This window comes from Vibrio sagamiensis NBRC 104589, assembly GCF_007990935.1.
GTDB lineage: Bacteria > Pseudomonadota > Gammaproteobacteria > Enterobacterales > Vibrionaceae > Vibrio > Vibrio sagamiensis.
This window is the reverse complement of sequence record NZ_BJXJ01000016.1, coordinates 36429-62568: the sequence shown is the minus strand read 5'-3', so window position 1 is coordinate 62568 and position 26140 is coordinate 36429. Positions and strand designations below refer to the sequence as shown.

28 protein-coding genes are annotated in these 26140 nt (G+C 40.5%); 16 read left to right on the top strand and 12 right to left on the bottom strand.

All coding sequences use genetic code 11. The features are described 5' to 3' along the window. Positions 1-2 precede the first annotated feature (2 nt). The gene (locus VSA01S_RS09640) at positions 3-215 is read left to right on the top strand and encodes a hypothetical protein (RefSeq protein ID WP_039983043.1); all 213 of its coding nucleotides are present in this window, start codon (positions 3-5) and stop codon (positions 213-215) included. A 45-nt stretch (positions 216-260) separates the two neighbouring features. On the opposite strand, the gene VSA01S_RS09635 is transcribed toward VSA01S_RS09640, so the two are convergent. After that, the gene (locus VSA01S_RS09635) at positions 261-1181 is read right to left on the bottom strand and encodes a M14 family metallopeptidase (protein ID WP_039983042.1); all 921 of its coding nucleotides are present in this window, start codon (positions 1179-1181) and stop codon (positions 261-263) included. Between the two features lie 182 nt (positions 1182-1363). On the opposite strand from VSA01S_RS09635, the gene VSA01S_RS09630 reads away from it, so the two are divergent. Next, entirely contained in the window at positions 1364-2275 is a 912-nt protein-coding gene (locus VSA01S_RS09630; protein WP_039983041.1) for a DUF808 domain-containing protein, read from the top strand. A 149-nt stretch (positions 2276-2424) separates the two neighbouring features. Here the strand turns inward: VSA01S_RS09630 and pyrC are convergent, their stop codons facing one another. Further along, positions 2425-3453, bottom strand: coding sequence for a dihydroorotase (gene pyrC, locus VSA01S_RS09625; RefSeq protein WP_039983039.1), 1029 nt, complete (start codon positions 3451-3453; stop codon positions 2425-2427). Positions 3454-3792: 339 nt separating this feature from the next. On the opposite strand from pyrC, the gene VSA01S_RS09620 reads away from it, so the two are divergent. Further along, on the top strand, positions 3793-5610 hold the full coding sequence (locus VSA01S_RS09620) for a hybrid-cluster NAD(P)-dependent oxidoreductase (protein WP_039983037.1): 1818 nt from the start codon (positions 3793-3795) through the stop codon (positions 5608-5610). Positions 5611-5750: 140 nt separating this feature from the next. Here the strand turns inward: VSA01S_RS09620 and nadE are convergent, their stop codons facing one another. Further along, entirely contained in the window at positions 5751-6581 is an 831-nt protein-coding gene (gene nadE, locus VSA01S_RS09615) for an NAD(+) synthase (RefSeq protein ID WP_039983035.1), read from the bottom strand. A 308-nt stretch (positions 6582-6889) separates the two neighbouring features. Between nadE and VSA01S_RS09610 the strand changes: the two genes are divergently transcribed. Together VSA01S_RS09610 and VSA01S_RS09605 are read left to right on the top strand one after the other, a co-directional pair. Further along, entirely contained in the window at positions 6890-7411 is a 522-nt protein-coding gene (locus VSA01S_RS09610) for a nicotinate-nicotinamide nucleotide adenylyltransferase (RefSeq protein ID WP_039983033.1), read from the top strand. Positions 7412-7430: 19 nt separating this feature from the next. Next, entirely contained in the window at positions 7431-7925 is a 495-nt protein-coding gene (locus VSA01S_RS09605) for a hypothetical protein (protein WP_371860787.1), read from the top strand. A gap of 50 nt (positions 7926-7975) precedes the next feature. Here the strand turns inward: VSA01S_RS09605 and VSA01S_RS09600 are convergent, their stop codons facing one another. Then, positions 7976-8584: a hypothetical protein gene (locus VSA01S_RS09600; RefSeq protein ID WP_039983031.1), complete on the bottom strand. Its 609-nt coding sequence runs from the start codon at positions 8582-8584 to the stop codon at positions 7976-7978. 314 nt (positions 8585-8898) lie between these two features. On the opposite strand from VSA01S_RS09600, the gene VSA01S_RS09595 reads away from it, so the two are divergent. The 3 genes from VSA01S_RS09595 (at position 8899) to VSA01S_RS09585 (ending at position 11363) form a co-directional block, all read left to right on the top strand. Then, positions 8899-10011 carry a 1-acyl-sn-glycerol-3-phosphate acyltransferase gene (locus VSA01S_RS09595; RefSeq protein WP_039983029.1) on the top strand — a complete coding sequence of 371 codons (1113 nt, stop codon included), beginning with the start codon at positions 8899-8901 and terminating at the stop codon, positions 10009-10011. 244 nt (positions 10012-10255) lie between these two features. After that, positions 10256-11107, top strand: coding sequence for a patatin-like phospholipase family protein (locus tag VSA01S_RS09590; protein ID WP_039983027.1), 852 nt, complete (start codon positions 10256-10258; stop codon positions 11105-11107). 1 nt (position 11108) lies between these two features. Further along, positions 11109-11363: a hypothetical protein gene (locus VSA01S_RS09585; protein WP_039983066.1), complete on the top strand. Its 255-nt coding sequence runs from the start codon at positions 11109-11111 to the stop codon at positions 11361-11363. 37 nt (positions 11364-11400) lie between these two features. Here the strand turns inward: VSA01S_RS09585 and VSA01S_RS09580 are convergent, their stop codons facing one another. Both VSA01S_RS09580 and VSA01S_RS09575 read right to left on the bottom strand, forming a co-directional pair. Further along, on the bottom strand, positions 11401-12012 hold the full coding sequence (locus tag VSA01S_RS09580; protein WP_039983025.1) for a hypothetical protein: 612 nt from the start codon (positions 12010-12012) through the stop codon (positions 11401-11403). 123 nt (positions 12013-12135) lie between these two features. Next, entirely contained in the window at positions 12136-12435 is a 300-nt protein-coding gene (locus VSA01S_RS09575; RefSeq protein ID WP_039983024.1) for a DUF406 family protein, read from the bottom strand. 510 nt (positions 12436-12945) lie between these two features. Between VSA01S_RS09575 and VSA01S_RS09570 the strand changes: the two genes are divergently transcribed. Next, positions 12946-13407 (top strand): TetR/AcrR family transcriptional regulator, encoded by a 462-nt coding sequence (locus VSA01S_RS09570; RefSeq protein ID WP_039983022.1) that lies wholly within the window; start codon positions 12946-12948, stop codon positions 13405-13407. Positions 13408-13520: 113 nt separating this feature from the next. Here the strand turns inward: VSA01S_RS09570 and VSA01S_RS09565 are convergent, their stop codons facing one another. The 6 genes from VSA01S_RS09565 to VSA01S_RS09540 form a co-directional block, all read right to left on the bottom strand. Then, a complete protein-coding gene (locus VSA01S_RS09565; RefSeq protein ID WP_039983020.1) occupies positions 13521-14306 on the bottom strand; it encodes a heme ABC transporter ATP-binding protein in 786 nt (261 codons plus the stop codon). Then, complete coding sequence (locus tag VSA01S_RS09560; RefSeq protein WP_039983019.1) at positions 14303-15340, bottom strand: FecCD family ABC transporter permease; 1038 nt, start codon at positions 15338-15340, stop codon at positions 14303-14305. The genes VSA01S_RS09565 and VSA01S_RS09560 overlap by 4 nt, the downstream gene beginning before the upstream one ends. Before the next feature lie 8 nt (positions 15341-15348). Further along, the gene (locus VSA01S_RS09555; protein ID WP_039983017.1) at positions 15349-16212 is read right to left on the bottom strand and encodes a heme/hemin ABC transporter substrate-binding protein; all 864 of its coding nucleotides are present in this window, start codon (positions 16210-16212) and stop codon (positions 15349-15351) included. Between the two features lie 64 nt (positions 16213-16276). Further along, the gene (locus VSA01S_RS09550) at positions 16277-16690 is read right to left on the bottom strand and encodes an ExbD/TolR family protein (protein WP_039983015.1); all 414 of its coding nucleotides are present in this window, start codon (positions 16688-16690) and stop codon (positions 16277-16279) included. After that, a complete protein-coding gene (locus VSA01S_RS09545) occupies positions 16687-17391 on the bottom strand; it encodes a MotA/TolQ/ExbB proton channel family protein (RefSeq protein WP_050567440.1) in 705 nt (234 codons plus the stop codon). Before VSA01S_RS09545 ends, VSA01S_RS09550 begins: the two co-directional genes overlap by 4 nt. After that, on the bottom strand, positions 17391-18200 hold the full coding sequence (locus VSA01S_RS09540) for an energy transducer TonB (RefSeq protein ID WP_039983013.1): 810 nt from the start codon (positions 18198-18200) through the stop codon (positions 17391-17393). The genes VSA01S_RS09545 and VSA01S_RS09540 overlap by 1 nt, the downstream gene beginning before the upstream one ends. 284 nt (positions 18201-18484) lie before the next feature. Here VSA01S_RS09540 and hutX point away from each other — a divergent pair, with 284 nt between their 5' ends. From hutX to choW, 7 genes are all read left to right on the top strand, one after another. Further along, positions 18485-19000: a heme utilization cystosolic carrier protein HutX gene (gene hutX, locus VSA01S_RS09535; RefSeq protein ID WP_039983011.1), complete on the top strand. Its 516-nt coding sequence runs from the start codon at positions 18485-18487 to the stop codon at positions 18998-19000. 9 nt (positions 19001-19009) lie between these two features. Continuing rightward, positions 19010-19540, top strand: coding sequence for a heme utilization protein HutZ (gene hutZ, locus VSA01S_RS09530; RefSeq protein WP_039983005.1), 531 nt, complete (start codon positions 19010-19012; stop codon positions 19538-19540). A gap of 225 nt (positions 19541-19765) precedes the next feature. Then, positions 19766-20044, top strand: coding sequence for a peptidylprolyl isomerase (locus VSA01S_RS09525; protein ID WP_021708569.1), 279 nt, complete (start codon positions 19766-19768; stop codon positions 20042-20044). A gap of 1004 nt (positions 20045-21048) precedes the next feature. Beyond that, positions 21049-22509, top strand: coding sequence for a betaine-aldehyde dehydrogenase (gene betB, locus VSA01S_RS09520; protein WP_039983701.1), 1461 nt, complete (start codon positions 21049-21051; stop codon positions 22507-22509). 18 nt (positions 22510-22527) lie between these two features. After that, positions 22528-24234 (top strand): choline dehydrogenase, encoded by a 1707-nt coding sequence (betA, locus tag VSA01S_RS09515; RefSeq protein ID WP_039983703.1) that lies wholly within the window; start codon positions 22528-22530, stop codon positions 24232-24234. A gap of 84 nt (positions 24235-24318) precedes the next feature. Beyond that, a complete protein-coding gene (locus VSA01S_RS09510) occupies positions 24319-25254 on the top strand; it encodes a choline ABC transporter substrate-binding protein (protein ID WP_039983705.1) in 936 nt (311 codons plus the stop codon). A gap of 43 nt (positions 25255-25297) precedes the next feature. Further along, positions 25298-26140 (top strand): choline ABC transporter permease subunit, encoded by an 843-nt coding sequence (gene choW, locus VSA01S_RS09505; RefSeq protein ID WP_039983710.1) that lies wholly within the window; start codon positions 25298-25300, stop codon positions 26138-26140.

Genomic DNA, 26140 nt, shown 5'->3' with positions numbered 1-26140 from the left:
TGATGAAGTCTAAAGCCAATAAAACCTTATTTAGGATTACGGGGGCATTATTGTTATTACATCATTTGCCAAACTTGTGGAGTCGAAGCTGTGATGCGCTGTCGGATGGTGTTATTAGTGACATTTATGATTACATGGCAATTGCGTTTTTCACCACAATGATTTACTGCACCATTCAATGTGTGCGTAATTTTTATAAGACATTTATGGCGTAACGGTTCGATAACCCAACATGCTGTGAAGAGCATGTTGGGTATACTTTATGCCAACTGCCCAATCACATAGTCCAGACCGCCGACAATCGCTGCTACCTGTGCATCATTGCACTCTTCATCAGTGACCTTAGGACTGTCAGGGTAGACTTCAGTTGTCGTGCCATAGGTACAACGAGTCACCCCACCACATAAACCAAGCTTAACCATTGGGTATAGGATCACCCCATGTTGAACCACCGCGGAACCGATGATTTCTCCGTTATGATCAGCAGGTGCAATGTGAGTCACTTTGGCGACAGAATCAATCACAGCCTTTTGAAAATCCAGTTGAGGGTTTTCAGAGTCGCCGACAGTATAAAAACCATCTGGTATCAAACCTTCACTGTATTCAGCACCATCTCTTGCAGACAAAGCTGGGCGGAATTCTGTTTCGTCGGTGTCGGTTGTTTCATGTAAATCAATATGCATTAAGATATCACCCAGAGTCGCAACCAGTTTAATTAAATTTGCTGACTCTTCAGCAGGGCTGTCTGCATAGAAAGAACGGTTAGGATCGATGGCATTTGGGTTCCAGCGATTGATCACTTCATAACCCCATGGACTAACACATGGCGCAATGACAATATTAAAGTATTGTTCATAACGTTCTGCTTGTGTATCTGCGAATTTTAATGCGCCATGCACACCGCTGGTTTCATAGCCATGAACGCCACCGGTCACCAAGATTGTTGGCTTCGCTGGATCCCAGTTTTGCGTCTTAATGCAAAATAATGGGAAGCGCAATTCGTCGTAAGAAAGAGCACCGTATTGTTCAACGTTAAAACGACCATCAAGCGCTTTAATTTTGCTGACCACCTCTTGCTGATAGCTGCGTTTCACCTCACACTGCTTAAACCAAGCCAAACGTTCTTCTTCTCCCCAAGGCTGGCCAGGGGTTCCTATCGGGTAGTGGTGTTCACTTTTCATCTATACTTTCTTCTGTGTTCTTGGAAATGTAGGCCAAGACTAGACGTGTATAACGAGTAGAGCAACTGAAAATTCCTAGTAATAACAAATTCATCACTATTTGAGTTGCTGGGTATAATCAGGTAAAACAGTCGTATTTCATTCAATTCAGATAGATAAAACAACGATAAGAGATAAATTCAATGGCAGGAGCAAGCTTACTGACGTTATTAGATGATATTGCCGCCGTACTCGATGATGTCGCATTAATGTCAAAAGTCGCCGCAAAAAAGACGGCAGGGGTGCTGGGTGATGACCTAGCCTTAAATGCGCAGCAAGTCTCAGGTGTGTCAGCTGAGCGTGAAATTCCCGTAGTGTGGGCCGTTGCAAAAGGCTCGTTTAAAAATAAGCTGATTCTGGTGCCCTCTGCACTGTTGATCAGCGCTTTTATTCCATGGTTAATCATGCCGCTGTTGCTGCTCGGTGGCCTGTTTCTCTGCTTTGAAGGCGCAGAAAAAATCGTCGAGAAACTGTTTCATCATCCAACCGATTCAGAGCAGAGTCAATCCTCTGGAGAAGAGATTGGTGAGGGCGAATCTATTGAAGAATATGAAAAAAGAAAAGTCGCAGGTGCGATCAGAACCGATTTTATTCTCTCAGCAGAAATCATTGTAATTGCTTTAGGCACCGTCACAGGAGCAAATACCCTGACTCAGGTCTTTGTGGTCAGTTTGATTGCAGTGATCATGACCATTGGTGTTTATGGCCTTGTTGCAGGCATCGTAAAGCTTGATGATCTTGGGTTTTATTTGGAGCGAAGTTCAAAAGGGGTGGGCATTAAAGCCAAACTTGGTGCCGCTTTAGTTGCATTTGCGCCCAAACTGATGAAGTTACTTGCGGTAGTGGGAACAGCGGCGATGTTTTTGGTCGGAGGCGGCATCATCGTACACAATGTGCCTGCTATTCATCACTTAATTGAACCGATTATTATGGACTTTTCGTCTCATACGTTACTGACGGCAGTGATACCAACATTTTTAAATGGGTTGATTGGTCTTTTCGCGGGGCTAATTCTAGTTGCTGTGTGGACGGCGGTTGAAAAAGTTCGTCAGTGATAATGGAAGACAGGACATGCTCTAGTGATGAGAGGTTACTTGGACGAGAGTTGATTTAGCTAATTAGCGGCATAAATAGGCCATTGAATATCACAGATGCGTTTTCAATGGCCGAACGTAAGTATTTCTAACCTAGCTGAATATGACGTTTATTTCACTTGCCACTCGATTTTTTCATTGGCACGAATTGGAACCACAATATCTTGACCAAAAGGCATCGATTCTGCGACGTCCCAAGACGCCTTTTCTAATGTAACGGTGTCGCTATTACGAGCAATACCGTAAAAGTCTGGGCCGTTAAAGCTTGCAAACGCTTCAAGGTTTTCCAATTTTCCTTCATTTTCGAACACTTCTGCGTAAAGCTCTAAGGCTGCATGAGCAGTGTATGAACCCGCACAACCACAAGCCGACTCTTTTGCTCCTTTGGCGTGTGGTGCAGAATCGGTACCAAGGAAGAACTTTTTACTGCCGCTAGTGGCTGCTTTTATCAATGCTTGCTGGTGGGTATTGCGTTTCAGGATAGGTAAGCAGTAAAAATGCGGTTTAATACCACCGACGAGCATGTGATTGCGGTTAAACAACAAATGGTGAGCCGTGATGGTGGCTGCGACGTTATCAGAAGCGTTATGCACAAATTGAGCAGCGTCCGCAGTGGTGATGTGCTCCAGAACGATTTTTAAGTTCGGGAAGTCGTTCACAATTGGAGCTAATACGCTATCAAGAAACGCTTTCTCACGATCGAAGATGTCGACGTCATGATGGGTCACTTCGCCATGAACTAACAGTAACATACCCACTTCTTCCATGGCTTCCAGAACATGGTAGATATTTTTAGCATCAGTGACGCCAGAATCAGAGTTAGTCGTGGCACCAGCAGGGTACAGTTTAGCTGCAACAATGTGGCCAGTAGCTTTTGCTTTGCGTATTTCATCTGGTGTTGTGTTATCAGTCAGGTACAGCGCCATAAGTGGCTCAAACTGTTCTCCGTGCTCTTCAGCGAGGATGCGATCACGGTAGGCTAATGCCATCTCAGTATCGGTAACGGGTGGGACGGTATTCGGCATGATCAGTGCTCGACCGTTGTAACGGCTAATATCGCGAACCGTATCTTTAAGAACTTCGCCATCGCGAAGGTGAACGTGCCAGTCGTCAGGACGAGTAATTGTCATTGTTGTCATTGATTGCTCCCACCATGTAAGAATTGTGATTGGAGCCAAAACGCCGCTTTTACCTCAAGAGCAAACGCTTGCGCTTAGGCGACGGGATGATAGAGGAATTTCCTTATAATTTCATCACATTTATTGACTTTTATCGTTGCTGAGCAGGAAAGCATATTTCACGGTTAAGTAAAGAACATAAATTATTCTCAAAAATAGAAAGTAAACGATGGTATTTTTGTCTGTGTTAATAGTTCGTTGTTAACTTACATTATGTTGTTCTGTTTATAGTGCTTGGAAGCACTTTGATCAAAGCATATCATGAGTCAAAATGATAAAAGTTCTTTAAGGAAACAGGTTATGTCGTCATCTACTTTATCTCAAATTAATGTTTTTCCTGTTAAATCCATTGGTGGAGTGGCGCTTTCTTCCGCATGGGTAGAAAAACAAGGTTTGAGTTTTGATCGTCGCTTTATGGTTGCTAAATCCGACGGTGGGATGGTGACGGCGAGAAAGTTTCCCCAGATGGTGACAATAAAATCGGCCCTTGTCGCAGATGGTATCGTCTTTAGCAGCATAGATGAATCACCATTAAAAATACGCTACCAAGATTTTAAAATGCAAGAGTCTCCAGCCATAGTTTGGAAAGATAATTTTATCGCCTACACGACGACCGATGAGGCTGACGATTGGTTCAGTAAAGTCTTAGGTCAGCGTGTCGAGTTATTATTCACAGGCGAGCAATCAAATCGCATCCGTGAAAAAGTGGGTCATAATGTCAGCTTTGCCGACGGTTATCCTGTCTTGGTAATCAGCGAAGCGTCACTAGAAGAGCTTAACCGCAGAAGCTCAGAAAAGCACAGTATGGATCAATTTCGTACCAATTTGGTGATTGCTGGGACTCAACCTTTCGAGGAAGACTCTTGGAAGCGAATCCGTATAGGTGAAGTAGAGTTTAACTCAGTCAAAGCCTGTGAGCGTTGTATTTTAACCACTGTTAACACCGAAAGAGGCACACTTCGTGAGAGCAAAGAACCGCTTAAAACCTTGCAGCAGTTTCGTGCCAATGAACGAGGCGGAGTGTTCTTTGGTCAAAACCTAGTACCGGTCAATGAGGGGATGATCCGCCAAGGTGATGTGGTTGAAGTACTGGAATATAAACAGCCTGAATTTTATGCCGACAATTCACCAAAGCGCATGACGTTAACTTGTGTCGCACGAGAAGAGATCGCCCAAGACTTTGTGACGTTTTGGCTAGAGGGTGAACAAATGGATCTGCCAAGTTATCTGCCAGGGCAACATTTGCCGATCGATATTGAGATCGAAGGGAAAAGAGTTCCTCGTCGCTACACATTGTCTTCTAGCCCATCTCGACCTGAACGTTATGGGATTTCCGTCAAACGTATCCCGGATGGCCATGTTTCAAATGCGTTACATGACCAATTAAAAGTTGGGCAAACGCTCGACGTTCAAACACCAGAAGGGCAGTTCTACCTCGATCCTAGTCGAGAACAACCACTCTTGTTGTTATCAGCTGGCAGTGGCGTGACACCGATGTTATCTATGGTGCGTTATTTAGCCGACCACGAACGATTAAATGACGTTGTGTTCTATCACCAGTGTCGCAGTGAGGCGGATATTCCCTGTCTAACGGAGTTACAAGAACTACAACGCCTGCATCCTAGCCTTGATGTACAAATTTGCCTCACTCAGCCTAGTGATGAATGGCAAGGGTTAAAAGGGCGACTTAGCCTTTCTCATATCAAACAGATTCAGGCGTTAGAGCAGAGACAAGTGTTTGTATGTGGCCCTGATGGTTTTATGCAAAAAGCCAAAAACTTGCTGCTTAAAAAAGGCTTACCAGTTGATAATTATCATCAGGAAGCTTTTGGTGTCGCCTTTACTGCCCCAAAAGAGATCAAACAAGTTGAGCTTGAGTTTAATGGGACTAGGTTTGTTGGTAACAATCAAAAAACATTACTTGAGCAAGCAGAGGATGCAGGGAAGAGCATTGTGCATAGCTGCCGTGCAGGTTTGTGTGGTGCGTGTAAAGTGAATGTAGTGTCTGGACAAGTGGATCAACCTGAAGTGTTGGCGTTAACAGAAGAAGAACGTGCGATGGGGACGGTACTTGCTTGTTGTGCGGTGCCAACCACGGATGTGACATTTACCGACTAAGCGTTAGTTTGTAAATATACCCAAGCCTCTTAAGGTTGCTTGGGTATAATAAGTGTTCCCCATAACCGATATTATCTACAAAAAGTGGCGGTAAACTGACCGCCACTGATGTTTGTTGCTAAGGCCACGCAGAATGTATTTTAATCGTAGATCGTCGGGATGGGTTGACGTTTGTGCTGTGTGGCTTTGTAAATGGCAATCAGACGCTCACTGACTTGCTCTGATACGGGCTTACCTTCCAGAAAATCATCAATTTGGTCGTAGCTGAGGTTAAGCGCATCTTCATCGGCTTTTTGTGGATCAAGTTCTTCTAAATCCGCCGTAGGTACTTTCTTCACTAACTGATCAGGCGCACCTAATGTGGCAGCGACTTCACGAACTTGACGTTTGCTAAGGCCAAAAAGCGGAGCAAGGTCACAAGCGCCATCACCGAACTTGGTGTAGAAGCCCGTGATATTTTCTGCTGAGTGGTCAGTGCCTAAAACTAAACCACCAACATAACCCGCGATTTCGTATTGAGCTACCATACGCGCACGTGCTTTAACATTGCCTTTAACAAAGTCGACTTTTGCACTATCCGTTGGCAGCAAGCCTGTGCCCTCAAGAGCGGCATGAGAAGCGGCATGTAGGCCATCAACACCGGGTTTGATATTGACAGACACCGTGTGAGAAGGCTGAATAAATGAAAGTGCAAGCTGAGCCTCATCTTCGTCTTTTTGTTCACCATAAGGCAGGCGAACAGCGATAAATTGATAAGTGGCTTCACCTTCGCTGTCGTTAAGTTGGTTTACCGCAAGCTGTGCCAATCGGCCACACGTTGTTGAATCAACACCTCCACTAATACCCAGTACAAGCGATTTACAACCAGAGGCCTGAAGCTTCTGTTTAATAAAATTAACGCGGCGTTCAATTTCAAAATGCGGATCGATAGAGGGTAATACTCGCATTTCATCACGGATGGATTGTTCCATTACGGTTTCCTTTTCCTGAAAAGAGGGACGACATCAAATCTGTATTTACTTTGTTTCTGTACCCACATTGTTAATGCTGTGGGGCGTCACTTCAAGAGAAAATCTCAGATAGAGCCCCAAGATGCACGTCAACAATGGTCCCCGGCTGGTTAATTGATCAAAAACCACTCATTTAAACACAGCCATTCTCAATTTGATGCCAAAAAGCACTAAAGTTAATATACCCAAGTATCTTGAGGTTACTTGGGTATAGTATCATACCCAATTGATCGGATTAGAACACTCCCAACCACAGGAAAGTCTCGGATATGAAAAAAATCGCGGTTTTTGGTAGCGCATTTAACCCGCCTAGTTTAGGTCACAAAAGTGTGATCGAATCACTCAGTCACTTTGATCATATTTTGCTCGAACCGAGTATTGCTCATGCTTGGGGTAAAACCATGTTGGATTACCAAGTTCGGTGTAAATTGGTGGATGCATTTATCGAAGATATGGGGCTTTGTAAGGTGACTCGTTCCCATTTTGAACAAGAGTTACTTAAACCAAACCAGAGTGTTACGACATTTGAGTTGTTAGAAAAAATTCAAGAAAACCATCAAAGTGCCGATATAACTTTTGTGATAGGACCTGACAATTTTTTTAAATTTGCTAACTTTTACAAAGCGGAAGAGATTTTAGCACGTTGGAGTGTAATGGCTTGCCCTGAAAAAGTGAAGATCAGAAGTACCGATATTCGTGGTGCTTTGCAAGCTAATAAAAATATTGAACACCTCACTACTCCAACAGTACACGCACTTCTGCTTGATGAGGGGCTGTATTTAGAGGAGTAAAGTGATTGTGTGCATTAGAGTGTGGTTGAAATCCATCCTAGCGTTACTTTTGATGGTCATCTTGTCGGTCATCTCATCGGCTTTTGCATGTATTGTGTTTACCGAACGCTCCATTCTTTTTGCTGATGACTCAATGATGATGTGCGACCTGGATGACTTCGTCACGGAGCCAGAACCACTGTTATCAAGTTTAGAAACCCCACTCAGCCACAATCTACCCAGCAGTGAGTACAAAGATAACTATTGGGAGCAGTGGGCGCTTCCCAATAAAGATAATCCAATTTTGACTAAAAAACATAACAGTCAGTATTTTGGCTTGGGCTTTTGGTTGCCGGAGTCATTTCAAAGTGAGGAAAACTCCATTGGTTCCGAAGAGTGGTTCCGCAATCATGGTTTAATGTTCAGTTTCGGTTTTGGCGATAAGCACGATGACTCACCGAGAATTAGGTTTGATTATCGTTGGCATGTTCAACATGACCCGGATTGGAGAATGCAGATCGAAGTACCCTTTTAAGTGTACTTTCTTCCGTAATAACTTCGAAATATCTAGATTAAGATGACTTATTAAAGTATTTCTCCACATACAAGCAAGCATAGCTGTTCGTATTCTTCTATATTACCGTTAAATAGTGTCTCGATGATAACTTCCTGTTTTTTTCCGGATAGCTTCATTTTCCTCGCTTCTCTCAACGTCAAGATCAGACAAAGGTCAATCGCGATCTGTGACTCAGAATTAGGGTACCATTGATTAATTGAGTCAGTCAGGACAGAACTGTTTAACATCGGCTTTAAAGTGAGCACTTCATGTTTAACGACGGTTAACAGATCGATTTGCTGTTGAGAGCGACTTTTAACTGAGGCCATTTTTTCAATTAACGCCACCAGCAAAGTAGAAGGTTTGACAAAACCAGCTTGTTGAGCGAATTTTTCTTGAAGCCTTACAGAGAAGTCACAGCATTGAATCTGAGTATTGGGCACATAAGTAATAGAACTTAAACAACCTTGAGGAATCCAAAAATATTGACCAGGTTCAATAGCATATTCATGTTTCCCTAACTTAACGATCGCTAAACCTCTAGAAACAGAGATGAAACTGTGTTTTAACGCTTTCTTCCGGGTTGAGACGTTGAGGAAAGAAAAGCTTTTACTGTTAAATTCAATTGCGTAGTTCATTGTATATACCAAAGTTCTTGGACCGATAAGAGTACAGTTAATCTTCGATAATGCCAACTAGGCAGAGAGCTTTTTTCATATATCTAAGTTCATCTAAACTGAAATTCCTCCTTAAATAATACAGCATTTATTTGAATGAGTTTATTTGATTAGACTAAAAGCAAAAGTGCTGATATGAATCAAGGTTTTTGGCGTTTTTTTAGTAAATAGCGTGCCAAAACTGGTATGACCATGCTAAAAGTACAGTACGAAGTGCTGCGAGGGAAGGAAACTATGCGTAGAATGAACTCGTCTTTTTCAACACGAAACCAATAATGACTGATAATACTGATCCTTATATTGAAATTCGTCCTTATAGCGATGACGAAATCCCTGCTGCATTGGATCGCTTGATCCAAGATGATGAATTCATTGGTGCTATTTTAGAGCACCGATTTGCTAATAAAGCAAATTGGTTTAAGTCGTTGATGAGCCCTATTCTGCGTTTTTACTTAAAAAGAAAGTGGAGCAAGTTGAACTCAGTAGAATCGATTCAATTTGAGGTGAAAAAATACCTCAGAGATACGCTAAGTAAGACAACAGATGGAGTAACTTTTACTGGTTTAGATAAATTAGATAAAGGCAATGCTTATCTGTTTGTATCTAATCATAGAGATATTGCTATGGACCCAGCTCTTGTTAACTTAGGGCTTGACCAGTACGGGCATAAAACAGTACGAATTGCCATTGGCGATAACCTGCTTAAGAAACCATGTGCGACTGAATTGATGAAACTCAATAAAAGTTTCATTGTAAAACGTTCTGCAAAAGGTCCACGCGAAATGATGAAAGTACTAGGTCAGCTTTCTGGTTATATCAAGCATTCACTCGATACAGGTAACTCAATTTGGATTGCACAAAAAGAGGGTCGAGCAAAAGATGGAAATGATTTTACCGATCCTGCAATCTTAAAAATGTTCCATGTCGAAGGACGCAAGCAGAAACTAAGTTTTGGAGAATACACTCGTTCTTTAAAAATTGTTCCGGTTTCGATTTCTTATGAGAATGATCCTTGTGATCTTGCCAAAGCCAATGAGTTATATCAAAAAGCTGAAATTGGCCATTATGAAAAGGGTGAATTCGAAGATATTGAAAGTATTATCCAAGGTATTATTGGCTATAAAGGTCGAATACACGTCGTATTTGGCGATGTAATCGATCAAGAGTGTGAATCACCAGAGGAACTGGCTGCGGAGCTTGATCGTCAAATTCATACTAATTACCAATTGTTCCCAGTAAATTTACTTGCGTCAGGTAACAATGATGATGAAAGTATTACTCAACAAGTTAAAACTCAGTGGGCTGATAAACTTGCTCAACTGCCAATCGGTGCTCAACCGTTTTTAATCGCCAGTTATGCCAATCCGGTAAAAAATCAGGACTCATAGTGTATTAGGTCTAGGGCACGACAAAGTGCCTTGGATCTAGTTAACGATTTTTCCAATTAAACTCACTTTGATTAAGCATTTTAATTCGTTACTTTCAAACAAATCCAATTTCTAAGATTAAATTTTGCGGCCACTGCTCATATTTTTAAGCAAATAGCCTTTGCCTATCCTAATAATAAGAACCGCCGATTATTCTTTTTGCACAGACTTCTGTAGCCTTGCCTGATATTTAAGAGGGGGGAGTATGGTGAATAAAGCAATTGTCGTCGAAGGCGGAGCAATGCGTGGTGTCTTTGCTAGCGGAGTATTGGATGCGTTTTTAGCACAAAATTACAAACCGTTTGATTTTGCTATTGGTGTTTCGGCTGGAGCATCAAATTTAGTAGGTTACTTAACCGATTATCCACATCGCAGTATTAACGTCATCACTCAATTGGCAACCAGCAAACGCTTTTTTGATCCGAGTCGTTTTTTGAAAGGCGGAGATTTGATCGATGTAAAATGGCTATTTGAAGAGTCCAATCGCCTATACCCTATCGATGAAGAAAAATTGTTTGATGGTACTCCGTTGATCGCGACAACGACAAACATAGATACTGGTAAAGCAGATTACTATCATGTGAATCGGCATAATTTTCATAGCACCATGGAAGCGACAACAGCATTACCTATTGCTTATAAACAAACTCCCTGTTTTTCTGGTGGCTGCTACACTGATGGTGGGCTTGCTGATTCTATTCCCGTACGAGAGGCGTACAGACGTGGTGCCAGAGATATTACGGTTATCCTTTCGCATCCTTTGGACTATGAGAAAAAGCCAGTGAAAACGCCTTGGTTGATTAAGAAACTGTTTTCTGAGTACCCAAAAATGGCACAAGCAATGCTGCAGCGTGCAGAAAATTATAATACGTCACTCGATTTCATTCGTAATCCACCGGAGGATCTTAATATTCATGTTATCGCACCACCAACGGGATTTAGTGTACGACGCTTGTCTATGCGACAATCTGTATTATTAGAAGGTTATGAAATGGGGCTTGAAGCAGGACGTGTACACCTTGCAGACCACGTCTACTCAAGTACGCTAGATGACTAATATGAATCGTCACACTACCACAGGGGTGCTATTTTCGCTGTTATCGCTGAGTACCTTAATGTATTTCATGATGAATGGCTCTAATATGTCACTACTTCAATGGCCTTATGAAGCTTTCCAAGGTTTGGTTTTCGCTTTAGTTTGGGGATTTGGTATATCGGTAGTGGCCGGTTATTTAACTGCAATTATTTTTGCTATGAGCGTCGTGATAGGAAGCTTTTTGTTAGGGCGTAAACTCTCTCGTTATTTTGGATAATATGGGCAGCGTTACTTTTGCTGTAGTGTCACTTTTGCTAAGGTGCAACTGCTCCTTCTAAGGTCAGATTGTTCGGCCACTGGCTAATTCTATTGCCGCCTAAAAATAGATTCCCTTTAATTGTCAATGTATCAGGAAAGGTTTTAATCTGAGAGCCACCAATATACAAATCGCCTTCAACAATGAGCCCTTCAGGCAGTTCGCTCAAAGGCGTTCGTATAACACTCAGATCGCCCGACACTCTTAGGCCTTTTGGTAAGCGTTTTAGTGGTGTATCGGTTAAATTTAAGTACCCGCCTAGCTTAACACCGCGTGGCCAACGTCCTATCTGGCTACCTAACAAGTTTGCATAGCCTTTGATTTTAACCCCTGGCTTGATGATCTTTAACGCGCTGTTGGTGGCTTCTAGGCTACCTTGTATTTCAACACTTTTTGGTAAGACCGTAATCGGAGTTTGAGAAATGTTTAGGTTGCCTTTGACTAGTAGGCCTTCAGGCAGGGTGGTATAAGGTTTATTGCGTAAATCAATGTTACCGTAATTATCGGTATGGCCAAACTTAGCATAATAATCGAGATCATAAGCCAGTGATGAGTATGAGAAGGCAAGTAAACTCAATAAATAAGCTGATAGATAAAGTAATTTATGCATGATCTTAATAATAGTCACTAAGAGGATATAAGAGTAACTTAACCGTTAAGCTAGAGATAAGTCAAAAAGGCTTTGACAGGGAGAAGAAAGCAAGCCGCGAGAATTAAGACTTGCTTGGTCTATTTAACGGGCAAGAGAACGAGTTTTTAGCTCGAAAATCAGTTTTTCTGCACTAACATCAAACTTAAATTGTCCAGTGAGTGTTTTAGACTCTGAAGTTACCTCAGATAAATGATATTTAACATCAGGGCAAATGGTTTTTGCTACCTCGATATATTTCATGATCTCTATTTCAAGACAAGACGGTGTGTCCGCAAAAATCGTCACGGTTGCGACGTCATCACCTTCTTTAATGATATAGCCTATTTCTCCAGCACAACCACAAGCATCACAAACTTGATTATCCTCTAATTCTTTACTCATTGCGGATCCTCTCATAAAAAGTAGGGTTATTTTAGCAGGTATTATTTAACTATCTAGAAAAATGCGTAAGCTTGGTCAAAAGTCACTCAGTATGCTATTCTGTTAACATTGTGTTAACCTAAGAATGAGAGGTCAGTCGAGAATTTAGTGTGATATGTATCAACATTTAAAATCATTTAGCAAATATATTTAAGAGATTTCTGTTTAGTTGTTGAAGTGAAAGGCAATTTATAAGAGTATCACCGCATTCATAATTTTTTACAGAATAGTCACTTTGATGCGCATAAAAAGTGTAAAGGATTCTGTACATATGTTGGCGGCTTAAGCCTTCAACTATGTCAGTAAAATGAAACATAAAGCATCAATGTGAATATGCATTACGCAACTAAATATAATGACCATTTGGTCCCTAACGTCACTTTGGGACACACAAACTGTATCACCAAGGATATTTTTCTGTAGGTCATATGGATGTGAGTGAGATGGATTTACAAAGAGAAGAGCCTAAATATGCCAAAGCGTAGCAAAGAAGATACCGAAATCACTATCCAGAAAATCATGGATGCCGTTGTTGACCAATTGCTTAGACTTGGTTACGACAAAATGTCATATACAACACTGAGCCAGCAAACAGGTGTATCTCGTACTGGTATCAGTCACCACTTTCCAAAGAAAACAGACTTTACTGCGGCATTAGATGGCCGTATTTTTAAAATGTTTGTTGAACATCTAGAATTTGAGAAAGGTTTAGAGACATTTTCGCAGAGTTGGATTAATGCCTTAGAAAACAAAGAGTTTCTTGCGATCTTACGTTTACTTTTTCACCATATTGTTACCTCAGAAAGTGCCCATGAATTTACGGCAAATGGTATTGACCGCCTGTATAAAATGGCAGAGAGTCAATTTGGAGAAGGTAGTGACAAAGAGATCGAGTGGCTAATCGGTCGATCTTTGGTTCAAATGAGTAAGTAGTCTTTGGGCTGAACTGGTTCTAAAAAGGCTTAGCAAACTGCAGATTTATTGTTTTGTAGTTCTAAAAAGTCCCGTATTAAATACGGGACTTTTTTAGTTACATTATTACTGATTTAAGCTGCTGAATGGACTTGAGGGAAACTAAGAGTTGGGTGTCTTGCAACAATGGCTTGATAACCATACGCTTGCTCTATGTGGGCAGAGGTTAATGCTTTCCAAGGAGTGTCATCACAAAGAATTTTGCCCTTGTGTAATAAAATAATTCGATCTGAGTATTGAGACGCTAAATTTAAATCATGTAAAACCATCACTACGGCAGCGTTATTATTGACTGCTATCTCTCGTACTAGGCTGAGTGTACGATGTTGACAAGCTATATCGAGTGCGGATGTAGGTTCATCAAGCATTAATATTTGTTTTCCCTCGGCTTGATGCAATTGAGCAAGTACTCTTGCGAGGTGTAATCTTTGTTTTTCACCGCCAGAAAGTCCAGGGTATGGCTGTTCAGCAAGATGTAACACTCCAGTTTTTTCCATGTAATGTAACGCTAAATCAGAATTTTCTTTGTATGATGTTGTAAGAGGGAGAGTTCCTAGTTCTACGACCTCTTTAGCTAAAAAAGGAAAAGACAACGCACTGTGTTGAGGAAGCAAAGCGACATGTTTTGCGAAAGTAGTAGTCAGCCACTGTTTTCTTTCTTGCCCGAAGTATTGAATAGGAGATAAGGAAGATATTTCACCACTTAGTGTTTTAAGTAAGGTGCTTTTTCCTGCTCCATTTGGCCCTAAAAGAGAGGTCACTTCACCTGCTCTAATATCAATATCGATGTTATCCAAAATAGTACGTTTGCCAAAATGGATAGAGATGTTCCTGCCTGAAAGGACAGCTGTGTTACTCATAATGCTTTCTCTTTCTGTTTGTACAATAGGTAAATAAAGAATGGAGAACCAAACAAAGCAGTGATAATGCCGACAGGCAGCTCTGCGGGAGCAACAAGAATGCGTGATGACATATCTGCTAGTGTCAACAATAGGGCACCAAGAAAAGCTGAAATGGGTAGTAGAGCACGGTGATTTGGTCCGATAAGCATTCGGCCGAAGTGAGGGATCACTAATCCAATAAAACCTATGATGCCACACAAGCTTACGCTCACCCCAACGCCAGCAGCTGACAGCAAAATCATCCGTCTTTTGAGTTTTTGTACATCAATACCTAAATGCCGTGCTTCAGAGTCACCCAATAGAAGAGCATTAAGCGCTTGAGCATCTTTGTAAAAATAATAAAATAGACCGCATAGGACGGCGGTAGCGAGTCCTACGCCACTCCAATTGGCCCCAGCTAATGAGCCCATAGACCACATAGCAAAATCACGCAAGGATTGATCGTTGGCAATAAAGTTTAGATAACCAATAACTGCACCTGACAATGCTGTGATAGCGATACCTGCCAGAAGCATACCTGTCACCGAAGTACCAAATTGATTGGTGCCTATTTTATAGGCTAAGACCGTTGTCAATGCTCCACCAACAAAAGCAAAAAATGGTATAGTTAACAGGTTCATAATCAAGGGGTAATGTTGGCTGATATCGGCAAAAACAATAATTGCCAATGCACCACCTAACATGGCTCCAGCAGATACACCAATCACGCCTGGTTCAGCTAAAGGGTTACGAAATACGCTTTGCATTACTACCCCACATATAGCTAAGCTGGCTCCGATTACTAAGCTTAGCAAGGTACGAGGTAGGCGTATCTCATTAATTATTAATTGTATGTTTGGTGCAAGGTTATCGTGATAACCGATTAAACTGCGTAAGCTGTCTATGATACTGATTTCCATAGGGCCAACCGCAATTGAGCCAATCATCGTGGTAAATACAAGTAAGCAAAGCATGGGTAACATTACTGATAAGGGCAATCGCTTTAACGGCATAATAGTCTCTATGGGTAAAGTAATTTGTTGATTCGTGCAGCTTCTGCGAGGCTTTTTAAGCCAATACCACCGATCAGTGCATGCCCATCAACAGCATAAATATCTTGGTTTGCACCGGCAGGCGTTGCTTTTAGTAAAGGCATCGTTTGCAAAACCTTATTAACATCGAAAGAACCATTGTTATTGCGGCCACTAACAAGAATAACATCAGGTTGAAAATTAATAATCGATTCGCTCGAAAGCTGTTTATAATTTGATAACTGCTTTGCAGCAGGGTTGGCTCCTCCTGCAAGTTCAATTAATGTGTTAGGTGTTGTATCAGCACCTGCAACTTTTGCTGGTCGTCCTTCATGAATAAGAAGAAATAGCACTTTCTTCTTTTCACTATTAGAAGGGTGCAACTTATAAAGACTATCTACCTGTTCTTGAATTTTTTGTTTAATGAGGCCAGCCTGCTGTTCGACCTGTAAAAGACTTGCGATTTGATCAATACGACGTAACAAGCCAACAATGGTTAAGTCTGAATTGACGACTCTGATGTTCACCCCAGCAGAGGTAAGTTGATCCAAAACTTTTTTAGGCCCCATTTCGCTTGAGCCAATCACTAATGTTGGATTAAGAGCTAACAGTCCCTCAGTGGAAAGTTGGCGATGATAGCCAATTTTAGGAAGTGCCGCAGTTTCTGGCTGCTCACTGGTTAAGTCAACCGCAACCAGATTATTTTTGGCGTCGAGGGCGATAAGTAATTCTGTTATCGCACTGCCTGCGCTTATTATTCTTGGTGGTAACGATTCAGCTCTAACTGCGTGAGTAAACGTGCAGATAAGCAATATTAAAGCAGCCACTAGGGCTGGGGGAAGTATTGGTTTCATAGCTTTAGTCTTCTATCTTGGTTTATCTATCACTTTGTTTGTCAAACATTGAACTGGATTAATCTTATTTGGATGACTCAGTAAGGAGTTGTGTTGCTTCTATACCGTTCTTTTGTAAAAAGCTTAAAAGGTGAACTAAAGATTGGACCTCAGCATCTTTTTCCGCCCCAATAATTATGGGCTTTTTATTTGTACTATGCTTTTCTAGTAAAGCTAGTGTAAAGTTTTCCCAATCAATGTACTTTTTTCCATCTATTGCCCAGTAGGGTTCTTCTTTTAAAACATTGACTGTAATAGCAACTTGATCAACCTCAGATACGATGACGTTATCAGCCGTTGGTAGTGTTATGTCTAATGAATCAAGCTTTACTGCGGCGGTTAACATCAAAAACACCATGACGATAAAAATAATGTCTAATAATGGGGTTAGATCTAAGTTCAAGCTTGATTGGTTCTGCTGTTCGGTAACTTTTATCATGATGGTGCAGCTTCATTTGGCTGAAAGTGAACTTGCTCCTTGCAAGCACCTTGGGTGGCTAAAGTGTTTAAGCGGGCGCCTTCTAACCAAAGGTTGGTGTAATTCAGTTGATGCTCGAGCTTGGCAATAATCTGATCTGCCCATATACCCAACAGATGAGCGCTTATGATTGCTGGAACGGCAATAATAAGACCCGCAGCAGTTGTACGCATTGCAAGCCCTAGTCCATCAGCTAAATCATTTGGCATAATATTACCTGTAGTTTCAGCAAGGGCTGAAAACATACCAATAAGACCAAGTACTGTGCCAAGTAAGCCAAGTAAAGGGCTGATAACACCAATTAAATTTAGAACTTTTAGCCCCGAACGAAGTTGACGTCGCTTCTCTTGTAACCAAGTATTGGCAATGTCCTCTCGTAATGCCTGTTTGAAAGTGTGGTGGGCAAGAAGCATTGCCACGCCTTGATATTGCAGGGAGCGTTGAAGCTGAAATTGTTCAATTAATGCTTCTATTGCTTCACTGTCACCTCTCTCAATGCCATTTAGCAGTTGTTTAATATCACGTTGCGTACTGGCAAAGCGGACATTAAGAATAAAATGGATTAGCCTTTCAGTAATGATCATTAAGGCCAGTAAAGAGCTTAATAGTAAAGGCCAAGTCATAGGGCCTAATTGGGTTTGTATGTGTTGTAGTGTTTCCATTATCCATCCAATCTAAAACGTACTGGGATTTGAATTCGATGTGCAATACTTTGCCCATCAGAAATATAAGGTGAAAATTGCCATTGTTTTATCGCTTTTAAGGCAGAACTATCGAGTATTTTTGCACCCGAAGACTGAATCAAAATTTGCTTTACTTGCTTGCCGTTTTTATCGAGCCAAATCTCATACAAAGCAACTCCTTCAATGCCACGTTTGCGCGCAGAGCGAGGGTAGCGTGGTTGAACCGGCTTAGTAATGAAATTAGTTTTTTTTATTAATATCGGTTGTGAAGGTGGTTCGCTTGACTGAGCCGTGGCTTTTGGCTGGTCGACTTGTGATTTATTATCAACTTGTGATGCCTCTTGCGTGTTTTTTTTACGGTCTTGATACGATTTTTTTTGAAGCGTATTGGTACGGGCAATATTCTCTTTAGTTGGCGAATTTTGGTTCTGCTTTATATGTTTTTCTTGTTTAGCATGTGGCTCTTTTTCCTCATGAGTGCTTTTTTTCTTTTTTTTGATCATTGAAGGAGCACTGCTTGCTTTGATGGCATCAGCAGTCATCGGAGTCACTTCACTACTTTGCTCCCGTTGAACAGTCTCTTTCGATGTGGTCACTTTTGGTTCGAGAGTCTTTTGTTCAAGTTTACTATCATTAGGGGGTAACATCGCGGTTAAGTTGAGTGTCACCGACGGATTGGATACTTCTAATGGTATCGCAAATTCCTGAGTACTTTCAGAAGCAGACAGCAAAAGGCTGTGAAGCAAAATTGAAGCACTACCTGCCAAGATATATCGTCGAACGTTCACAATGAATCTCTATTAATTAAATCTATCTCTATCGAATAATGCTTTAGATACTACCTGAAATAAAAATGATATCAATTATCAATTGCATTATCACGACTATAATTTTATCATTTCGACTCTATTGGGTGTGTTTTAAGCGATAAGCCCCCATATTTGGATAATTTTGGCCAATGTGATGAATGACCTGTAAGCTGAAAAGTAAATGTAATTGTTTTGAGTCAATCATATTTACTGGATTAGTTTCATATGTTACTGGCCAGCTCAATTGAAAAATTGGAAAAGATATGAATCCTATTAAAGATCAAGTGGCAAAGTTATTAGTGGAAGAGCCACGTTTACTACCTGCAGCCATGGCAGAAAGACTCTCAGTTTCTGAATTTGAAGTGGTGAATGCATTTCCGCAAGATAGTGTTGCGGTTTTATCTGGAGAGTTTGCGCAAAGTATTTTAGAGCAGTTAACTAATTTTGGCCCTGTGACGACAATTATGCATTCGTTTGGTTCGATCTTTGAATTCAAAGGGCCTATTCCAAAAGGAAAAGTTGCTCGTGGTTATTACAATTTGATTGCGAAACCAGGCCAGTTAGATGGTCACTTGAATCTTGAGAAAGTGAAGCATGTGGCTCTAGTCAGTAAGCCATTTATGGATAGAGAAAGCCACTACTTTGGATTCTTTTCTGAATGTGGAAGTAACATATTTAAAATTTATTTAGGAAGAAATGAAAAACGCGAGCTTATTCCATCTCAAGTATCAGCATTTCTTGCTATGAAATCAGAATTTAATAAAACAACAAAACTTTAAGGTAAAAAGATGGATCAGCAAGTAAAACAAGAGCGCTTACAAGGGCGTTTAGAGCCAGAAATAAAAGAATTCCGCCAAGAGCGTCAGACATTGCAACTTGCAACCGTTGATTCTGAAGGTCGACCGAATGTGAGCTACGCCCCTTTTGTGCAAAATAAAGATGGATACTTTATCCTGATATCACAAATTGCTCGCCATGCGAGAAATTTGCTAGTTAATCCTAATGTTTCTCTAATGATGATTGAAGATGAAGAAGCTGCGAGCCAGCTCTTTGCTCGCAAGCGATTGACTTTCGATGCAGTATCTAATGTTGTCGAGCGAGACTCTCAGTTGTGGCATCAAGTTATCGGGCAAATGCAGGTACGCTTTGGTGAAGTTGTAGATGGTCTGAGCCAGTTAGAAGATTTTGTTTTATTCAATCTGAAAGCTGAAAAAGGCTTATATGTGAAAGGGTTTGGCCAAGCTTATCAGGTATCAAATGACGATTTAGTTGATTTTGTTCACCTGCAAGAAGGCCACAAAAAGATAGAAAAAGCGTAACAGTGCTCACATAATGTTTACCTATCTAATTAGCTAGCTGTTCAAGTCACACTATACCCAAGTATCTTGAGCTTGCATGGAAAAGCTTATATGGAATAAAGATAGCCTTAAGTTATAGTAAGTCACTTGAGGCTATCTGCGTTTTAAACTCCGTATACCCGAAGATTGGCGATATCTGGTGATTTCGGTACACTTGCACTTATATAACCAAGCAAGAGATAAATCATGGCCAACACAGCACATGCACTTCATATTCTGGTGAAGCATAAAGAACAAGCAGAAGACATCATTAAGCAACTTAAAAAAGGCGCGAAATTTCAAACTCTGGCTAAAAAATATTCGACTTGCCCATCTGGTAAAAAAGGCGGTGACTTAGGTGAGTTCCGTCGAGGCCAAATGGTGCCGCAATTCGATAAAATTTGTTTTCAAGGTGAGGTTCTAACGCCACATTTAGTGAAAACAAAGTTTGGCTGGCATGTTGTTAAGGTTCTTTATAGAACTTAGACATTAAATCAGAAAAAAAAACCTAGTAGCGGAGATGGCAAGGAAAAGTGCTACTAGGTGACTTGTGACAAAGCCTTGTAAGGCCGGCTACAAAAAGAATAAATAATGAATTAATGCCATATAGCTTTTAAACACTATTTTATAATATTTAATTGATATAAATAATAAAACAAGATTTACACACTTTTTTTTTAATGTCTAATTCAGCGCTTATTTTGCAGTAACCAGTCGCATAATAAAGAGTAATAGCGTAATTATTTACCTTTTATTACAATTTTAATGAGCTTTTTTAGTTAATTGTTTTTAAATTAAGGTATTTTATATAACTAACTACTTAATTATATAATTATGCTTTTTATTGTTGCCTTAGGTTTCTATTATTAATAGATCTGGATTATATTTATTGTTTACTTAACAGTAAAAAGCTATTGTTCAAAATTTGGATGTATTTATTTTATCTATGCTCATTTAAATGAAGTTATTTAAAGTTAGGCAGTGAGTTAATTTTAATTATTGGTCGATATACTACTTCTTTTAAATGTAGGACTCATGTGCTTTTGATTTTTCTCTTTTTTCTAACCCTTTAAAAAGTAGGTTTAATATTTCAGTTTAAGAATAGATGTAAATCCTCAAACTATAGGTGTTAGTGTGATATTCTTACCGATAAAATTATGAATTAAATCTATTGCTTTGAAATGTGCAAAGTTGACTTTTATGTATTTTAATATCCTTGTAATACAAATGTATTTTGTTTTTTCTATTTAACTTTAAAACTGTAGTTTGTTGAGGTTAAGTTTTTTATAGTTTTTACTTATTTTATTTGCGGTTTGTAATTTATACTCTATATTATAATGTTGGGTGAAATTTAAGTATGTGAATTTGGTTTTAAATAGAGTTGAAATAAATGTTTGGTCATGTTAATTATTTTACCCTGGCCTGTTTAACATGCGTATTAATTTTTTAGAGCGCTGAAAATAAAAATTGAAATAGGAATAAAAATTAAAATGGATATTAAAGCACACTATATACATGGTCAGCACTATTGCGGATTCTCCGAGGAGTATTTTACTAGTTATAATCCCGCTAATGGCGAGCCAATAGCGAAGATTAAGCAAGCCAGTCAAAAAGACTTATCTATTGCCATTGAATCAGCAAAATCTGGCTTTGCAGTGTGGTCTTCGATGACTGCCACAGAGCGGAGTCGGATTTTATTAAAAGCCGCTGAATTATTGCGTGATAAAAATGATCAGTTAGCCTTGCTTGAAGTTGCCGACACAGGTAAGCCAATACAAGAAGCTCGGGTTGTTGATATCGCAACAGGTGCTGATGTGATCGAATATTTCGCTGGGTTAGCACCAGCTATGCAGGGTGAACAACAGCCTTTGGGCCAATCTCAGTTTTTTTATACTCGCAGGGAGCCTTTAGGAATATGTGCAGGTATTGGTGCTTGGAATTATCCAATTCAAATCGCGATGTGGAAATCAGCTCCAGCGTTGGCTGCTGGGAATGTAATGATATTCAAACCCTCTGAAGAAACACCACTTTCAGCATTATCGCTGGCGGAGATCTATACGCAAGCAGGTGTCCCCGATGGTGTTTTCAATGTATTACAAGGTGACTGTAAAGTTGGACAAATGCTGACCGCACATCCAGACATAGCTAAGGTATCTTTTACTGGAGAGTCAAGCACTGGTCAAGCTGTGATGAAAGACAGTGCAAGCACACTCAAGCAGGTCACGATGGAACTTGGTGGTAAATCTCCTTTAGTCATTTTTGATGACGCAGATTTAGACAGTGCTGTATCGGCAGCGATGGTCGCTAATTTTTACACTCAAGGAGAAGTGTGTACGCATGGTACCCGAGTCTTCGTTCAGGAATCAGTTTATGACCATGTAGTTAACCAACTTAAATATCGAACTGAACAATTAGTGGTTGGCGATCCGTTAGATGAGCGAACTCAAATTGGTGCACTTATTTCAAACCAACATGAAGCCAAGGTACTTGCAAGTATAGAACAAGCGTTAGTAAGTGGAGCTACATTGCTGACAGGCGGCAACAAAGTAACGGAAAATGGATTATCTAAAGGGAGCTTCGTCAGGCCGACTATTTTTATTGATTGTGAAGATACGATGCCTCATGTCCAACAAGAAATTTTTGGTCCAGTTATGTCAGTTCTAAAATTTTCAACTGAAGATGAAGTGATCGAGCGTGCAAATGATACTCGCTATGGCCTTGCCGCTGGGGTATTTACACAAAACCTAGCTAGAGCGCATCGAGTCGTTCATAAAATGGAAGCAGGAATATGCTGGGTGAATACTTGGGGGGATTCTCCTGCTCAAATGCCTGTTGGAGGTTATAAGAATTCGGGAATAGGTCGTGAAAATGGCATTGAGACGTTGAATCATTACACACAAACCAAAAGTATTCTGGTGAATTTAGACACATTCGAAAGCCCTTACCATTAAAAGCAAAGGAGAAGTAGCATGCAGCGACAGTTTGATTTTATTATCATCGGCGCAGGTTCGGCAGGCTGTGTATTAGCTGATCGTCTTAGCGAAAGTGGCGAACATCAAATTTTATTATTAGAGGCGGGTGGATCAGATAAAAGCTTATTTATTCAGATGCCAACGGCTTTATCTTATCCGATGAACACAAACAAATATGCTTGGCAGTTTGAGACGGTTTCTGAACATGGACTGAATGGGCGTCAACTTCATTGCCCAAGAGGTAAAGTACTCGGTGGCAGCTCTTCAATTAATGGTATGGTTTATGTTCGTGGACATCCTTGCGACTTTGATCAATGGGAAGAGCATGGGGCTCAAGGATGGAATTATCAGGCGTGTTTACCTTACTTTCGCAAAGCCGAAGCATGGCAAGGAGAGCCAAGTCCCTATCGAGGAGAACTCGGCCCTTTAGGTACATGTACCGGTAATGATATGAAGTTTAACCCCTTATATTCTGCTTTTATTGAAGCTGGTAAAGAGGCGGGTTATCCAGAAACACCTGATTACAATGGCTATCAACAAGAAGGCTTTGGTGCTATGCATATGACGGTTAAGGACGGGGTTCGATCATCCACTTCTAATGCCTATCTAAGCCGTGCTAGAGACCGAGATAACTTGACTATTTTAAAAGGTGTTGTCGTACAGCGAATATTAATCGAAGGCAAAAAGGCTTTTGGAGTTGAGTTTAAAAAGTCGGACCAATTGATCCAATGTTTTGCTGATAAAGAGCTGATTTCAAGTGCAGGTGCGATAGGCTCAGTTCAATTACTGCAATTGTCTGGTATTGGACCAAAATCAGTGCTTGAAAAAGTCGGCATTGAAGTTAAGCACCAATTGGAAGGAGTAGGAAAAAACCTTCAAGACCACCTAGAAGTCTACTTTCAGTTCCATTGTAAGAAACCTATCACGCTCAATGGTAAGTTGGATGTGCTTAGTAAAGGAATAATTGGTACTCAGTGGCTCTTGACTCGGAGAGGGTTAGGGGCGACTAACCATTTTGAATCTTGTGCGTTCATTCGTTCTCGAGAAGGATTAAAATGGCCTAATATTCAATATCACTTTTTACCTGCTGCTATGAGGTATGATGGTCAAGCTGCATTTGAAGGCCATGGATTTCAAGTGCATGTAGGTCCAAATAAGCCACAAAGTAGAGGTAATGTTGAGATAGTGAGTGCCAACCCGAACGATAAACCCAAAATTGAATTCAACTACCTATCAACTCCTCAAGATAAGCAGGACTGGCGCGATTGCATTCGTTTAACTCGAGAAATTTTAAGTCAACCAGCCATGGACGCGTTTCGTGGTGAAGAGATTCAGCCGGGAACTGATGTCACTAGCGATGAGGCCATTGATAAGTGGGTAAGAGAAAACGTAGAAAGCGCTTATCACCCTTCATGCAGCTGTAAAATGGGAGCACCGAGTGATCCTTTTGCGGTACTCGATGAAGCATGTCGAGTACGCGGGATTGAACATTTGAGAGTAGTTGATGCATCTGTTTTTCCAACGATACCTAATGGTAATTTGAATGCACCAACCATCATGGTAGCAGAGCGTGTTGCAGATATGATTTTAGGTAAGGAACTGGAAGAACCTGATAACCAACCAGTATGGATTGCACCTAACTGGCAAGATAAACAAAGGGCTAATGTCCCCAAAAGGGTGTCTTTGGAAGAAGGATCTATCTAATGTCTATGTATGGTGAACAAACTGGCTAATTGACATCTGACGTAAACACCGAAAGGTTTTTAGCTAAATATTAAAGGATTAATCATGGCGAAAAGAACGAAATTATTAACAATTATGGCATTTCTATCAGCATCAACTGCATATGCAAACTCTTGTGATACTGTGAGATTTTCTGATGTCGGCTGGACGGATATCACGGCAACAACGGCGTTAACAACTGAGCTATTAAATGGTTTGGGTTATCAAACTAAAATACAACTCCTATCGGTTCCTGTTACTTTTTCCGCTATGGCTAGCGGTGATGTCGACGTTTTCTTAGGTAATTGGATGCCGACAATGGAAGCAGATATTGCACAGTACCGAGAAGAAGGCGCAGTTGAAACTGTTCGTGCCAATCTAGAAGGTGCAAAATATACGCTTGCTGTGCCTAAATATGTCTATGATGCAGGAGTCAAAAGTTTTGCTGATTTAGCAAAACACGCGGACAAATTTCAAGGTCGAATATATGGTATTGAGCCAGGTAATGATGGAAATCGATTAATTCAGTCGATGATTGACAATAATAGGTTTGGCCTGAAAGACTTCAAGATGGTTGAATCAAGTGAAGCTGGCATGGTTTCACAGGTCTCGCGTTTTGCTCGTCGTAATAAATGGATTGTCTTTCTTGGTTGGGCACCTCATCCAATGAATGACAAAGTTGAGATGAAATACCTTGATGGAGGAGATGAAATCTTTGGTCCAAATTATGGTGGAGCAAATGTATACACTAATGTTAGAAAAAATTATTTGAATGAATGCAAAAACATCGGACAGCTTTTAAAAAACCTTGAGTTTAATCTAGAGATTGAAAATGAGTTAATGGAAGCCATTTTAAATCAGGATCAAACCCCTTCAAGAGCAGCGATTAAATGGATGAAGCAGCATCCTGATAGTGTTAATCAATGGTTAAAAAATGTTACGACACGCGATGGAAAAGATTCTAAAACTGCTTTACAAGCTTATCTGAATTCAAATGTATGAATGTAATTCATGATACTAAAACTTACATAACAAGGAGTTTATGGTGAGCTTTGTAACAGATAATAAATTACCTTTAGGCGATTGGTTAGAAATTGGTGTTGAGTGGTTAACAGATAATGCCTCCGGGTTTTTTGATTCGATTTCAATATTCTTAGAAACAATCATTCTCTTTTTTGTTGATACCTTTAAATGGATGCCACCAGCGTTACCTATTGTTATTACCGCTGCATTAGCTTGGTATCTACATCGAAGCGTTTCGTTAGTGGTTTTCATTGTATTAGCACTATTACTCATTTTAAATCTTGGTTATTGGCAGGAAATGCTTGAAACCTTTGTACTTGTGTTTGCAGCGACGACTCTCTCTGTTTTGGTGGGGGTTCCTATTGGAATTGTAGCGGCGCATCGACCTTGGTTGTATGCGTTATTACGTCCTGCTCTCGATTTGATGCAAACAGTACCTACTTTTGTGTATTTAATTCCGACGTTAGTGTTATTTGGTTTAGGGATCGTACCAGGTTTGATCTCCACCATTATTTTCGCTATTGCTGCGCCGATAAGATTGACCTATTTAGGGATTACGAAAGTGCCTGAAGAGTTAATTGAAGCGGGCAAGGCTTTTGGTGCTAGCCGATTGAAACTGCTAATAAAAGTTGAGCTTCCAGCCGCTATGCCCAGCATCATGGCAGGCATCACTCAATGTATTATGTTGTCTCTATCTATGGTAGTGATTGCGGCTTTAGTTGGTGCGGATGGCTTAGGAAAACCGGTTGTTAGAGCTTTAAATACGGTAAATATCTCTCAAGGTTTTGAAGCAGGACTAGCCATAGTATTGGTGGCAATTATTCTCGACCGTTTATGTAAAGCTCCCAATCAGAAGGAATCGTAA

Coding starts and splice junctions, on each gene's coding strand:
- VSA01S_RS09640 (WP_039983043.1), top strand. CDS start 3: ATGAAGTCTAAAGCCAATAAAACCTTATTTAGGATTACGGGGGCATTA.
- VSA01S_RS09635 (WP_039983042.1), bottom strand. CDS start 1,181: ATGAAAAGTGAACACCACTACCCGATAGGAACCCCTGGCCAGCCTTGG.
- VSA01S_RS09630 (WP_039983041.1), top strand. CDS start 1,364: ATGGCAGGAGCAAGCTTACTGACGTTATTAGATGATATTGCCGCCGTA.
- pyrC (WP_039983039.1), bottom strand. CDS start 3,453: ATGACAACAATGACAATTACTCGTCCTGACGACTGGCACGTTCACCTT.
- VSA01S_RS09620 (WP_039983037.1), top strand. CDS start 3,793: ATGTCGTCATCTACTTTATCTCAAATTAATGTTTTTCCTGTTAAATCC.
- nadE (WP_039983035.1), bottom strand. CDS start 6,581: ATGGAACAATCCATCCGTGATGAAATGCGAGTATTACCCTCTATCGAT.
- VSA01S_RS09610 (WP_039983033.1), top strand. CDS start 6,890: ATGAAAAAAATCGCGGTTTTTGGTAGCGCATTTAACCCGCCTAGTTTA.
- VSA01S_RS09600 (WP_039983031.1), bottom strand. CDS start 8,584: ATGAACTACGCAATTGAATTTAACAGTAAAAGCTTTTCTTTCCTCAAC.
- VSA01S_RS09595 (WP_039983029.1), top strand. CDS start 8,899: ATGACTGATAATACTGATCCTTATATTGAAATTCGTCCTTATAGCGAT.
- VSA01S_RS09590 (WP_039983027.1), top strand. CDS start 10,256: ATGGTGAATAAAGCAATTGTCGTCGAAGGCGGAGCAATGCGTGGTGTC.
- VSA01S_RS09585 (WP_039983066.1), top strand. CDS start 11,109: ATGAATCGTCACACTACCACAGGGGTGCTATTTTCGCTGTTATCGCTG.
- VSA01S_RS09580 (WP_039983025.1), bottom strand. CDS start 12,012: ATGCATAAATTACTTTATCTATCAGCTTATTTATTGAGTTTACTTGCC.
- VSA01S_RS09575 (WP_039983024.1), bottom strand. CDS start 12,435: ATGAGTAAAGAATTAGAGGATAATCAAGTTTGTGATGCTTGTGGTTGT.
- VSA01S_RS09570 (WP_039983022.1), top strand. CDS start 12,946: ATGCCAAAGCGTAGCAAAGAAGATACCGAAATCACTATCCAGAAAATC.
- VSA01S_RS09565 (WP_039983020.1), bottom strand. CDS start 14,306: ATGAGTAACACAGCTGTCCTTTCAGGCAGGAACATCTCTATCCATTTT.
- VSA01S_RS09560 (WP_039983019.1), bottom strand. CDS start 15,340: ATGCCGTTAAAGCGATTGCCCTTATCAGTAATGTTACCCATGCTTTGC.
- VSA01S_RS09555 (WP_039983017.1), bottom strand. CDS start 16,212: ATGAAACCAATACTTCCCCCAGCCCTAGTGGCTGCTTTAATATTGCTT.
- VSA01S_RS09550 (WP_039983015.1), bottom strand. CDS start 16,690: ATGATAAAAGTTACCGAACAGCAGAACCAATCAAGCTTGAACTTAGAT.
- VSA01S_RS09545 (WP_050567440.1), bottom strand. CDS start 17,391: ATGGAAACACTACAACACATACAAACCCAATTAGGCCCTATGACTTGG.
- hutX (WP_039983011.1), top strand. CDS start 18,485: ATGAATCCTATTAAAGATCAAGTGGCAAAGTTATTAGTGGAAGAGCCA.
- hutZ (WP_039983005.1), top strand. CDS start 19,010: ATGGATCAGCAAGTAAAACAAGAGCGCTTACAAGGGCGTTTAGAGCCA.
- VSA01S_RS09525 (WP_021708569.1), top strand. CDS start 19,766: ATGGCCAACACAGCACATGCACTTCATATTCTGGTGAAGCATAAAGAA.
- betB (WP_039983701.1), top strand. CDS start 21,049: ATGGATATTAAAGCACACTATATACATGGTCAGCACTATTGCGGATTC.
- betA (WP_039983703.1), top strand. CDS start 22,528: ATGCAGCGACAGTTTGATTTTATTATCATCGGCGCAGGTTCGGCAGGC.
- VSA01S_RS09510 (WP_039983705.1), top strand. CDS start 24,319: ATGGCGAAAAGAACGAAATTATTAACAATTATGGCATTTCTATCAGCA.